At 48.5% G+C, this 12,215-nt stretch carries 9 protein-coding genes and 1 pseudogene; 7 read left to right on the top strand and 3 right to left on the bottom strand.

Features of this window, described 5'->3' with window-relative positions; genetic code table 11:
• The first annotated feature begins 17 nt into the window (after positions 1-17).
• From rbsK to G7083_RS12975, 3 genes and pseudogenes are all read left to right on the top strand, one after another.
• Positions 18-938, top strand: coding sequence for a ribokinase (rbsK, locus tag G7083_RS12985; RefSeq protein ID WP_166015262.1), 921 nt, complete (start codon positions 18-20; stop codon positions 936-938).
• 11 nt (positions 939-949) lie between these two features.
• Positions 950-1,968: pseudogene (locus tag G7083_RS12980) on the top strand (substrate-binding domain-containing protein).
• Positions 1,969-2,079: 111 nt separating this feature from the next.
• On the top strand, positions 2,080-3,759 hold the full coding sequence (locus G7083_RS12975) for an RluA family pseudouridine synthase (protein WP_166015519.1): 1,680 nt from the start codon (positions 2,080-2,082) through the stop codon (positions 3,757-3,759).
• A gap of 48 nt (positions 3,760-3,807) precedes the next feature.
• On the opposite strand, the gene G7083_RS12970 is transcribed toward G7083_RS12975, so the two are convergent.
• Positions 3,808-5,586: a SulP family inorganic anion transporter gene (locus G7083_RS12970; protein WP_206212135.1), complete on the bottom strand. Its 1,779-nt coding sequence runs from the start codon at positions 5,584-5,586 to the stop codon at positions 3,808-3,810.
• Between the two features lie 162 nt (positions 5,587-5,748).
• Between G7083_RS12970 and G7083_RS12965 the strand changes: the two genes are divergently transcribed.
• On the top strand, positions 5,749-6,387 hold the full coding sequence (locus tag G7083_RS12965) for an HAD family phosphatase (protein ID WP_166015260.1): 639 nt from the start codon (positions 5,749-5,751) through the stop codon (positions 6,385-6,387).
• Between the two features lie 117 nt (positions 6,388-6,504).
• On the opposite strand, the gene G7083_RS12960 is transcribed toward G7083_RS12965, so the two are convergent.
• Positions 6,505-7,548 carry a GMP reductase gene (locus tag G7083_RS12960; protein ID WP_166015259.1) on the bottom strand — a complete coding sequence of 348 codons (1,044 nt, stop codon included), beginning with the start codon at positions 7,546-7,548 and terminating at the stop codon, positions 6,505-6,507.
• A gap of 579 nt (positions 7,549-8,127) precedes the next feature.
• Here G7083_RS12960 and G7083_RS12955 point away from each other — a divergent pair.
• On the top strand, positions 8,128-8,676 hold the full coding sequence (locus tag G7083_RS12955; RefSeq protein ID WP_166015258.1) for a hypothetical protein: 549 nt from the start codon (positions 8,128-8,130) through the stop codon (positions 8,674-8,676).
• Between the two features lie 87 nt (positions 8,677-8,763).
• Positions 8,764-9,588 (top strand): potassium channel family protein, encoded by an 825-nt coding sequence (locus tag G7083_RS12950; protein ID WP_166015257.1) that lies wholly within the window; start codon positions 8,764-8,766, stop codon positions 9,586-9,588.
• A 71-nt stretch (positions 9,589-9,659) separates the two neighbouring features.
• Here the strand turns inward: G7083_RS12950 and G7083_RS12945 are convergent, their stop codons facing one another.
• Complete coding sequence (locus G7083_RS12945; RefSeq protein ID WP_166015256.1) at positions 9,660-11,000, bottom strand: Na+/H+ antiporter NhaC family protein; 1,341 nt, start codon at positions 10,998-11,000, stop codon at positions 9,660-9,662.
• Between the two features lie 179 nt (positions 11,001-11,179).
• On the opposite strand from G7083_RS12945, the gene G7083_RS12940 reads away from it, so the two are divergent.
• Positions 11,180-12,175 carry a 2-hydroxyacid dehydrogenase gene (locus tag G7083_RS12940; protein WP_166015255.1) on the top strand — a complete coding sequence of 332 codons (996 nt, stop codon included), beginning with the start codon at positions 11,180-11,182 and terminating at the stop codon, positions 12,173-12,175.
• Positions 12,176-12,215 lie beyond the last annotated feature (40 nt).

Raw genomic sequence — 12,215 nt, 5'->3', positions numbered from 1 at the left:
GAACTAAGGATAACCGTATGAATAAGTTGGTGGTTCTGGGTAGTGTCAACGCCGACCATGTGCTGCAAGTGCCTTCTTTTCCTCGCCCAGGAGAAACCCTGCATGGGCGTAATTATCAAGTCATTCCCGGAGGTAAAGGGGCAAACCAAGCTGTTGCAGCAGCACGCATGCAAGCCGATGTCGGTTTTATTGCCTGTGTCGGTGATGACTCTTTTGGCATCAATATTCGTGAAAGTTTTAAATTGGACGGGATTAATGTCTCAGGTATCAAGCTGCAGCCGAATTGCCCAACAGGGATTGCAATGATTCAGGTTGCCGATAGTGGCGAAAATAGCATTTGTCTGTCGGCAGAAGCCAATGCGAAATTAACCGCTTCCGCGATTGAGGCAGATCTGCAACACATTCGCCAAGCCAAATACCTGTTGATGCAGCTTGAAACACCGATCTGTGGCATTGAACAAGCGGCTAAAGTGGCCAAACAGGCCGATACGGTAGTGATTTTAAATCCAGCGCCAGCACGTGGGCTGTCAGATCAATTGCTCGCCTGCATTGATGTGATCACCCCCAACGAAACCGAGGCAGAAGTGTTAACCGGCATTACGGTCAACGACGATGCCAGCGCCCAACAAGCGGCCGACGTTTTACACTGTAAAGGCATCGCAATCGTCATCATCACGCTCGGAGCAAAAGGCGTATGGCTAAGCCAACATGGTCGCGGACAATGTATTCCTGGCTTTATGGTTAAAGCCACCGATACAACAGCGGCAGGTGATACCTTTAATGGGGCATTGGTCACTGGCTTGTTGGAAGAAATGCCTCTAGAATCAGCGATTAAGTTTGCCCACGCCGCCGCGGCGATTTCAGTCACTCGGTTTGGCGCACAAACCTCCATCCCAACCCGAGCAGAAGTGGAGGCCTTTTTAGCACAACACGCATAGGAGAAACACCAATGGCTACCATGAAGGATATCGCTCGACTGGCTGGCGTCTCTACTTCCACCGTTAGCCATGTGATTAATCAAAGCCGTTTTGTGAGTGATGAGATTGCTGAGCGAGTCAATAATGCGGCTCAGCAACTCAATTATGCCCCCTCAGCACTGGCGCGCAGCTTAAAAATGAACCGCACTCAAACCATCGGTATGCTCGTCACCACCTCAACCAACCCATTTTTTGGTGAGGTAGTGAAAGGTGTTGAGCGTAGCTGCTATCAGCAAGGTTATAACTTGATCCTGTGTAATACCGAAGGCGATCATCAACGCATGCAAGCCAGCATCAACACCTTGCTGCAAAAACGGGTCGATGGCCTGTTGCTGATGTGCTCCAGCTTAGAAGGCGAGCGGTTAGAGATGTTTGAGCGTTATCCCGATATTCCGGTAGTGGTGATGGACTGGGGCCCAATGCTGTTTGCCAGCGATAAAATTCAAGACAACTCGCTGCAAGGCGGCTACATGGCGATCAAGTATCTGATGGAATGCGGGCACCGTACCATTGGTTGTATCACCGGACCTTTAGTGCGGCATCAAGCACAAATGCGTTATGAAGGTTATAAACGTGCATTAACTGAAGCCGGAATAACGATTAACCCAGCTTGGATTGTCGAAGCCGATTTCGAATGCGCTGGCGGTTACCAAGCATTCGAAAAACTGTGGGAACGCGGAACACTGCCTAGCGCACTGTTTGTGTGTAACGACATGATGGCGATGGGGGTTATCCAAGCGGCTCATCAGCGAGGAGTGCGGATCCCCGATGATCTGTCGCTAATTGGCTATGATGATATTCATATTGCGAAATTTATGTCCCCCGCTTTAACCACCATTCATCAACCTAAATATCGCCTCGGCCAAGCCGCGATCGATACCCTGTTACATCGACTACAAAATCCACACGCTGCCCCCAAGTCGTGCAGTTAGAGCCAACCTTGGTTGAACGCAGCAGCGTGAAAAAAGAATTGCCCTCGACAGGTGCTTAACGGTGATTGAGCACAGGTCAAACATCACCCACCAACGCAGAAAAACACCACCTGACAAGTCGCTATCGAGCAGGTAAGATGCGCGTTTGCTTTGCCGATTCAATGCTGGTTATGTCTGCCTTACCCAACTGCTTTATTCATTTTGATTCACCGATCACCCATATTGCGCTGCCTGAGCGTTTTACTTACCCATTTTGCTATCAGCCACACCGATTGTGTGAAATGGCAGCCGAGCAGTTGCAAGAGCATCTGACCCAGCAAACCGAGTGGTACCATCCGTTTGGATTAACCGAAAGCGATCCGCTAGCCCACGGCAAAATGTTTGGTGTCTTGGTTGTGCAACATCACTCGGGAACCCTAGGCTATTTAGCGGCATTTTCCGGTCAACTCGCCGAGCAAAATGAGCTACCCGGTTTTGTTCCGCCAGTGTTTGACCGTTTTGCCGATCAACAATTTTTTCGACTCGACGGTGATGAAATTGCCACAATCAATCAGCAAGTTCGTCAACAACAAGCTGACCCAGAGCTAGCCCGGTTAGCAAACACGCTGGCAGATTATCAAGCACAAGCGGCACAAGCGCTTGAGCAACAGCGCACCTTAATGATCGAGCAGCGCCAAGTACGCAAACAACAACGAGCCGCAGCTGAGCAACGCCCGGTGGCAGAGCAAGCCGCGCTGTTTGCCGCGCTCGCGCAAGCCAGTGTGCAGCAAAAACGTCAATTACAGCTGCTCAAGCAAGATTGGCAGCAGCGAATTGCCGCACTAGAAAGTCAATTGGCGAGTAAACAAAACCATATCGAGCAGCTCAAGCAGCAGCGTAAACAGCGCTCAGCGGCTTTGCAAAACAAACTCTTTTCTGCCTATCGATTTAGCAATATCGAGGGGACACAAAAAAACTTGCTCGAACTGTTTGCCACTACCAAAAATCCGCAGCCACCCGCCGGATCGGGTGAGTGCGCCGCGCCCAAACTGCTGCATTACGCGTTTCAGCATCAGCTCAAACCTATCGCATTAGCGGAGTTTTGGTGGGGACGTTCACCCAAATCGGAAATTCGTCAACATCGTAAGTTTTATCCGGCTTGCCAAAGCAAATGCCAACCGATTTTAGCCCACATGCTACAAGGAATGGCGTTAGACGATAATCCACTGTTGCATAATCCGGCAGCCAATCAGCAGATTAGCATTGTGTATCAAGATGAGGCGATCGTCGTGGTTAATAAACCGGCCGAGTTTCTTTCCGTTCCCGGCGTACACATTCAAGATTCGGTCCTGACTCGCTTACAAGCACAATTTCCCGATACCGAGGGGGTATTTGCCCTGCATCGCTTAGATATGTCGACCTCGGGTCTGTTGGTGTTTGCTTTCACTCGGCGCGCCAATAAACATCTACAAAAACAGTTTATTACACGTGCGGTGACGAAACGCTATGTGGCGCTACTTGATGGCAAGTTAGAACAAACTCAAGGTGAGATTAGATTACCGCTGTGCGGCGATCTCGATGATAGGCCAAGGCAAAAAGTGTGTACGCAACAAGGTAAGCCGGCGCTCACCCATTGGCACACAGTACGGGTTGAACAAGGCAAAACTCGCGTCTATCTCTACCCTCATACAGGGCGCACCCACCAACTGCGGGTCCATTGCGCTCATCCGCTTGGTCTTAACTGCCCGATCGTCGGCGATGATCTATATGGTAGCCAAGATCAGCGCTTATATTTACATGCCGAGCAGCTAAGTTTTACTCATCCTTATACTCAGCAGCCGATGACCTTTGAGGTTGCAGCCGATTTTTAGACCAATAGGGCTCAGATCTTTAGCCTCTATTGCACTGATCATGCTCGCTTAAGCCACTTCCGTTGTGACCGGTTTTAACAGCACACTGATCTCTGGCTCTTTTTGTACCGCCGGGATCTGACCTTCTTCTATCGCACTCAAATAACAGCCACTGAGTTTGATGGCTAAATACATATCGGCCCGCAGCACAATTCCGCCTTCGGAAGTGCTAATCCCGGTTAATTCACACCAGTGACGCAGGCTACGCTTGCGGCCAGCCAAAATCAGGCGGATACCGCGTTTTTTGAGTATGCCATGTAAGTCGGACAACATCGCCATCACGCTCAGATCTAAATGGGTAAAACTCGCCACCGCGTCAATAATCACACAGCTAAGCTGCGTCTCTTCACGCTCGGTTTGATCGAGGATGCGCCGCTTAAAATAAGGCGCATTAAAGTAAGTCAGGGGCGAGTTAAAACGGAAAATCACCATCCCAGGGATCGGCTTCGCTTTCTCCGTGCCATCCAAAGTGCGCAGTGTCCCCTCTTCATCTAGCCCCATCATTTGATCGCTAGGGCGCATAATCAGTTTAAGGAATTGGAATAACCCCAGTAAAACCGCCAATGTAATACCTGGGATCACACCAATCACTAGCACGGCAATAAAGGTGATCAACGCGAGATAAAAGGCATCTTTATCGCGTTTTCTCAGATTCCAAATCCCTTGCAAATCAAGCAGCGATAATGAAGCGATCACTAACACCACCCCTAACGCAGCGACGGGAATAAACTGCAAGGGTTGATAAGCCAATACCGCGACTAGAGCGATCATTAAGGCAGCAATCACCGAAACCAATTGCGATTTACCACCATTAGCATCATTGACCGCGGTGCGTGAATCGGCCCCACTAATCGCAAAACCTTGCGAAAATGCCGCTGCCAAATTGGCCACCCCAAGCGCGCGAAACTCTTTATCTGCGTCAATATCATAGCCATTTTTAGCGGCAAAGCTGCGCGCAGTCAGCATCATACTGACAAAACTGACCATGGCTAAGTTCAAAGCGGGCATCACTAATTCACGGCTGATCCCCAGATCAAACACTGGCGCTTGAAACTCAGGTAGCCCACCTTGCAGCACACCAACCACTTGCACGCCAACATCTTCAAGGTCGAAGCCCCAGACCAACAAAGCCGAAACCAAAATCGCAAACATGGCGGCAGGCCACCTTGGCTGCCAACGTTTAATTACCAAGTACATCACCAGCGTGAGCACACTCAAACTCAAGGTTTGCCAATGCAGGGCGTAAAGCAGCTCTGGCGCTTCAACAATTCGCTCCAATAGATAACGATTTTCGTATTTCAGGCCCAATATTTTGGCAAATTGACCGACAATAATTGTCAGTGCCACGCCGTTGAGTAGTCCAAGTAGGATCGGCCGCGATAAAAAATCAGCGAACACCCCTAATTTGAGCCGACTGGCCAAAAGACACCACAAACCGGTCATCGCGGTCATGGTCATCACTAACTGCCAATGTTTGGTGGCATCTCCCGCTGCCAGTGGCGTAACAACCGCGGCGATCACCGCACACGTTGCCGCATCGGGCCCGACAATCAATTGCCGAGAAGTGCCCATCAAGGCGTAAACTAACATCGGCAGCACACAAGAATAGAGCCCGACAATCGCAGGCACGCCAGTCAATTGCGCATAAGCAATCGCCACTGGTAACGCCACCGCCACCACCGAAAATGCGGCACGTACATCATCGACTAACCAGCTTCGCTCATAACCTTGATATTGGTAGAGCCCCGGTAACCATTGTCTTACCCATGCTAATTTCATTTCATCCACCAGCCGACATTCAATTGTTATTCTTCTGCCACACAGTTTAGCGGAAATAAACTCAACTCTCTCGCTAATCTGCTGATTTTTAATACAAGAGGTTTAGAGTTCTCACCCATCGATAAAATGTGTAACAATGGCGGCTCACTTTTTTTGAGGTAGGTGTAAGCAATGGAATTTCAAGCTGCCATTTTTGATATGGATGGCCTACTGCTCGATACTGAGCGAGTCTGTATGCGCGTGTTTCAAGAGGCCTGTGCCGCTTGTGAGTTACCTTTTTATCAAGAAGTCTACTTATCCATCATTGGCTGTAACGCCAAAACCATTAACGGTATTTTAAGCCAAGCCTATGCTGATGATTTGCCACGCCTACATAATCAATGGCGTCAACAATACAACGCGGTGGTAATGCATCAAGCCATTCCACATAAAGAGGGGGTGATTACCCTGCTTGAGTGGCTAAAAGCTCGCTCTATCCGGCTTGCCGTCGCAACCTCAACGCAAAAAGAGTTAGCCTTGATCAAATTACAACTGGCAGGTTTAGATCACTATTTCGAGAATATTACGACCGGCTGTGAAGTCAGCCACGGTAAACCTGATCCGGAGATTTATCTGCTCGCGGCACAGCGTTTAGGGGTGGAACCAAGCCAATGCCTAGCCTTTGAAGATTCCAATAACGGCATCAAAGCTGCAATGGCCGCCAAAATGCACGCCTTCCAGATCCCAGATTTAGTCAAACCCAACCCAGAAGTAATCGCATTAGGCCACCCGATCTGCACTCGATTAGATCACGTGATTGAACTGCTTTAGAGAAGTTCAGAAAAATAGGCAAACAATCACCACCGCTAAACGCGCTGGGGTTAAGATGACAACAAAAAAAGCCGCTCACTGCGGCTTTTTTCTATCGATTTTAAACCACCGATAAGTTTACTCACGCCCGTAGACGTTGTTCTCTTGCTCTTGTACTCGGATGAAAGTGGTACGTTTAGTTAGCTCACGAAGCTCTGCTGCGCCTACGTAGGTGCAGGTTGAGCGTACGCCACCGAGGATATCTTGGATGGTACCGTGTACGCTGCCACGGTAGGGCAATAGTACGGTTTTTCCTTCGGCTGCACGGTAGCCCGCCACACCGCCGGAATGTTTGTCCATCGCGCTCTTGGATGACATGCCGTAAAATTTCATGAAGGTTTCGCCCTCTTGCACCACCAGCTCTCCGCCGGCTTCTTCATGGCCGGCTAACATGCCACCGAGCATCACAAAATCGGCACCACCACCAAACGCTTTGGCCACATCCCCCGGGTAAGTACAACCACCATCACCGATAATCCGGCCACCTAAACCATGGGCGGCATCAGCACATTCAATAATCGCCGACAACTGTGGATAGCCTACGCCGGTTTTTACCCGCGTGGTACACACCGAACCTGGGCCAATCCCAACTTTCACAATATCGGCCCCAGCCAGAATTAGCTCTTCAACCATATCGCCGGTCACCACATTGCCCGCCGAAATCACTTTATCGGGAAAAGCGGCACGAACTTTTTGTACGTATTCGACCAAATGTTCAGAATAACCATTGGCGATGTCGATGCAGATGAAAATCAGCTCATCAGACAGCGCCATCACATCTTGCGTCTTTTGGAAATCCGCCGCAGAAGTGCCAGTAGACACCATTACATTATTGAGCGTGGTTTTATCAGCATTTTCTACAAACTCAGCCCAATCCGCCACCGTGTAGTGCTTGTGTACCGCAGTCATGACACCGTGTTCCGCTAATGCGCTGGCCATGGCAAAACTGCCTACCGAATCCATGTTAGCCGCAATGACTGGTACGCCAGACCATTGACGACCACTATGTTTGAAAGTAATATCGCGGGTTAAATTAACTTGAGAGCGGCTTTTCAGCGTGGAACGTTTCGGGCGAAACAGGACATCTTTAAAACCTAACTTAAGTTCTTGTTCGATACGCATTATGTAATTCCTTGATTAATTGACTATTTGTGTCGTTTAGCACAGTGCGTAGTACCCTCGTTGGCAGACGTGAGTACCTTTCGGACACAAAAAAACCGGAGCGTTGGCAGACGCTCCGGTTTTCAGCATTATAGGCCGCGTTTTTTTTTTCTCAAGACTGATATTTGACTTTTTTTGTGTTGCCCTGCCGAAGTTTTCATATCCAATATAATCTCGATGCATCCACTTTCAAAAAATAAATTTAAAAACATGTAGTTACATCGACGCCATTGCTATTTTTATCTCACTTTACTGGATTGGGAAATCGATTGCTTAAGCCTAAATTGTGTCAATTTAGATCCAGATCACATCTTAAAGTCTCCCTGCGTGCGCACGATGACTCGCATTGATATCGAAAATCGATCAAAATCACACTACATATCAATGGTTAGTGATAAACCGCGATTCGGCGCATTTATTGCTTACTTTTAAACCAATTATAATGCCAGAATTCAATGGGCATTCACCCACGCCCATCAAGTGACCCGTGGGTAACAATGTGGTTTGACATCTCCTTGCAAGGAAAGAAATAGGTGACCTATGGTACGCGGACGATATTGGCTTATATTCTGTTGTTGGTTGGCGCTGCCTGCCTATGCGGGCTCTAGCCCTTATTTATTCTCGTTAAAAACCGGGCTCAGCCGAATTGATAGCCCAGTCAGTACCGATGAGGTTTGGCTGACTCAGTTTGGTTACCAATACCAATTTTCACCATTTATCGGATTCGATGTCGGCTACTCAGGCATGATTGGTGATGGAGCTGAAATGCTTAATGCGCAGCGGCAAAATATTGACGTTAAAGTCGAAGGTTTTTACTTCGGTGCATTTATGGAGCAACCACTGAATAATATGACGATGGTGTATGCCAGAGGTGGCTTGGCACGCATGAAAATTAAAGAACGTCATCCGTTTGATTCACCGTATGATAATCAGCAGTATTCTGGAACCAATCCCTATCTCGGCGTGGGCACTAAAGTACAATCGAGTCTCGACAAAAGTTTGGCGTTTACCATGGAGCTGAGCTACCAATTTTTAGAGCAAGATTATTCGAGCCTCTCGTTTACGCTCGGTGGACAATATCGCTTTTAAGCCAGCGATTAACTTGATTTCTAACCAATACCTACCCAGCATTTTTTGATAGTCTAGGGCAACCTTTGCCCTCTCTCCTCTAAGTTTATGAAGTTAGCGATTCGGAAAAAGCTGTTAGCAAAAGTAGAAACCACCACGGAAACCCCAATGCTCATTCTGTCTGTGCTGTATGTTGTGGTGGCTCTGCTGCCCGATATTGCAGATCTCGCCAGTGATGATTTAGAGTTTCTGGATGGTTTGCTGTGGATTATATGGGGAATTTTCGCCACCGAACTGCTGGTGAAGATTTTTATTAGCCCTAAACCATGGCAGTACATGCTACAAAATTGGCCAGATGTGTTGATCGTCGCGATGCCATTTTTGCGGCCACTGCGCTTTCTGCGCATCTTATTAGTGCTGCCCAAAGCTTGGAAACAAACCAAATCGGTGTTGCGGCAAAAGACGTTCAGCTTTATTGGCCTCACTAGTCTCTCAACCGTCTTACTCTCTGCGGCGTTTGTGTATTTAGTCGAAAAAGGCACCCCAAGCCCGATCAACAGCTATACCGATGCACTATGGTGGGCAATGACAACCATTACCACGGTAGGTTATGGCGATATGTATCCGGTGACGGGTTTTGGCCGTGGCGTGGCAGTATTTTTAATGCTGACCGGCATTACCTTGTTTGGTTTATTGACCGCCAGTGTTGCGTCGTTTTTTTTCGAAGACGATACGGCGCAAAAAGATCATCAATCGCTCAATACCCTGCTTGAAAGCAATCAACACTTAGAAGCACAACTAGCGCAATTGGTCGCAGCGCAGCGCCCAAAACGGCGTTTTCATCTCGCGAATTATCGTCAACAGTTAGCGGAACGTGCCACTCAAAGAACCGCTTCGAAACCTCAAACTAAGCGCCGTCGTTTGTCGCGTTAACCGCCATGTCATTAATAACAACTGGATTAATGACAACTGCGTTAACAACCCACAACAGCGCTTAGCAATACTTACCCGCGGGCAGGGTGGCGTAAAAATACCGCCACAACCGCCGCGGCGGCCAAGAAGAAGCAGTAGTAAGAATAGCTGACCACACTAAGTGGTGACAGGTGGAAAATAGAGCCCAGCAGCAGTGCCTGTGCGCCGTACGGTAATACCCCTTGCATAATACAAGAGAAAATATCGAGTAGGCTTGCCGAACGCTTAGCCGTTACGCCATTGTGCTGAGCTAACTCTTTGGCGACGCCACCGCTGACAATAATCGCCACTGTATTGTTGGCGGTACACACGTTGGTGAGAGCGACCAAGCCAGCAATGCCTAACTCACTAGCACGCATTTTTTGCACATCGCTGTGTGAGCGAGAAAATTGATTGATCATGCGGCTAATTTGATGAGTTAAGAAGGATAATCCGCCCTGCTGCTTCATCAGCTCGCCCATACCACCGATCAGCATCGACAGCAGAAAAATCTCCTGCATATTGCCAAATCCAGCGTAAATATCTTTGCTAAGTGCCGAAAGTGCGTAGCCATTACTCAAGCAGCCCACACCGGCTGCCATTAAGATCCCAACCAACAGCACCAGAAACACATTAAGCCCCATCACCGCCAGCACTAAAATGGTGAGATATGGCAGCACTTTTAGCCACTCAATCGCACTGGTTTGTGGAGATTGTGCTACTTGACTACTCAAGGCAAAGACCACCAAAGCTAACACGGCGGCAGGCAGCGCGATACGGATGTTTTCTTTAAACTTGTCACGCATCTGGCATCCTTGTGAACGTGTGGCAGCAATCGTGGTATCAGAAATGATCGAAAGATTATCACCAAACATCGCACCGCTTAGCACCACACCCGCAGTCAAACCCAAATTGAGCTCAGCGGCTTGAGCAATCCCCAAAGCCACCGGAGCAATCGCGGCAATGGTACCCATTGAGGTACCCATCGCGGTGGCGACAAAAGCGGAGATCACAAATAGGCCAGGCAAAATCAGGCTAGCCGGCAACAATGCAAGGCCAAGATTCACGGTGGCATCCACACCGCCGGTCGCTTTAGCTACCGCAGCAAATGCCCCAGCGAGTAGATAGATCATACACATCGCCATAATATCGCTATGACCCACACCGCGTAAAAACTGCTCAATCGCTCGATTGAGTGATTCTTTACTTAAAGCAATCGCCAGCACTACGGCAGGTAATACCGCAACCGGTGCAGGCAATTGATAAAATGCGAAATCAACCTGCTGCCAAGTCAGATAGCTTCCCACCCCCATGAAGAGCAGTAAGAAAACCATCAGTGGTAACAGAGCTAATCCATTCGGTTGTTGCGGCTGTGATGAAGAAGTGGAGTGCATATCGATATCAAAATATTATTATAAAATTGGTCGCAAAGCCTAAAGCCAAGCTGCATGGAAGTCAACAGTCTAGACGTCCAAACATCCATTAAGCCAAGCTTATACTTAGAAAATTTGGGGTTTATTTTTGCCGACAATGGGTATATCAATAGCAAAAGTCCCCAATGCAAGGAACGACTATGCTCAACGCCGTATTTTTTAGTGCCAAATCTTATGATATCAGCTCATTTAATCAGCTGGTTGATCACTCACAATTGACCCTGCACTTTCATGATTTCCGACTCACCGAAAAAACCGCACAGATGGCGCAGGGCTGTGAAGTGGTGTGTGCTTTTGTGAATGATGAGCTACATGCCAAAGTATTAGAGCAACTCTATCAAGGCGGGACTCGTCTAATTGCCATGCGCTGCGCAGGCTTTGATAAAGTCGATTTAGTCGCAGCGAAAAAACTGGGCCTGCAAGTGGTTCGCGTTCCTGCTTACTCACCTGAATCGGTCGCAGAGCATGCAGTCGGGATGATGATGTGCTTAAACCGCCGTTTTCATAAAGCTTATCAACGCACGCGCGATGCCAATTTCTCGCTCGATGGTTTGGTCGGCTTTAACTTTTATGGCAAAACCGTTGGTGTGATTGGCTCTGGAAAAATCGGGGTAGCCACCATGCGCATTCTCAAAGGGCTCGGTATGCAGATCCTGTGCTTTGACCCTTATCCAAACCCAGATGCGCTAGCATTGGGTGCACGCTATGTTGAACTAGCCGAGCTGTTTGCCCACAGCGATGTGATCACATTGCACTGTCCAATGAGTCAAGAAAACTACCATTTACTCAACCAATCGGCCTTTGAACAGATGAAAGATGGGGTGATGATCATCAATACCAGCCGCGGTGAGCTGCTCGATTCTTCCGCAGCCATTGAAGCGCTGAAATGTGGCCGGATTGGTGCGCTTGGTTTAGATGTGTACGACAATGAAAAAGATCTGTTCTTCCAAGATAAATCCAACGATGTGATTGTCGATGACGTATTCCGCCGCCTATCAGCTTGCCACAACGTGCTGTTCACGGGTCATCAAGCTTTTTTAACCGAAGATGCGCTGAATAATATTGCCCAGACCACGCTGAATAATATTGCGCTATTTTTCAACCAGCAACATTCCGGTAATGAGCTTATTCAATAAATCGTGCTCAATCACCGCACAGGCCAGTGTCGCTCTGGCC

Origin of the sequence: Vibrio sp. HDW18, from assembly GCF_011306175.1 — a bacterium.
Taxonomy (GTDB): Bacteria; Pseudomonadota; Gammaproteobacteria; order Enterobacterales; family Vibrionaceae; genus Vibrio; species Vibrio chanodichtyis.
This window is presented reverse-complemented; position numbering and strand designations above follow the sequence as displayed.

Excerpts from the sequence above, each read along its gene's own strand:
- rbsK (WP_166015262.1), top strand. The coding sequence starts at position 18 with ATGAATAAGTTGGTGGTTCTGGGTAGTGTCAACGCCGACCATGTGCTG.
- G7083_RS12975 (WP_166015519.1), top strand. The coding sequence starts at position 2,080 with ATGTCTGCCTTACCCAACTGCTTTATTCATTTTGATTCACCGATCACC.
- G7083_RS12965 (WP_166015260.1), top strand. The coding sequence starts at position 5,749 with ATGGAATTTCAAGCTGCCATTTTTGATATGGATGGCCTACTGCTCGAT.
- G7083_RS12960 (WP_166015259.1), bottom strand. The coding sequence starts at position 7,548 with ATGCGTATCGAACAAGAACTTAAGTTAGGTTTTAAAGATGTCCTGTTT.
- G7083_RS12955 (WP_166015258.1), top strand. The coding sequence starts at position 8,128 with ATGGTACGCGGACGATATTGGCTTATATTCTGTTGTTGGTTGGCGCTG.
- G7083_RS12950 (WP_166015257.1), top strand. The coding sequence starts at position 8,764 with ATGAAGTTAGCGATTCGGAAAAAGCTGTTAGCAAAAGTAGAAACCACC.
- G7083_RS12945 (WP_166015256.1), bottom strand. The coding sequence starts at position 11,000 with ATGCACTCCACTTCTTCATCACAGCCGCAACAACCGAATGGATTAGCT.
- G7083_RS12940 (WP_166015255.1), top strand. The coding sequence starts at position 11,180 with ATGCTCAACGCCGTATTTTTTAGTGCCAAATCTTATGATATCAGCTCA.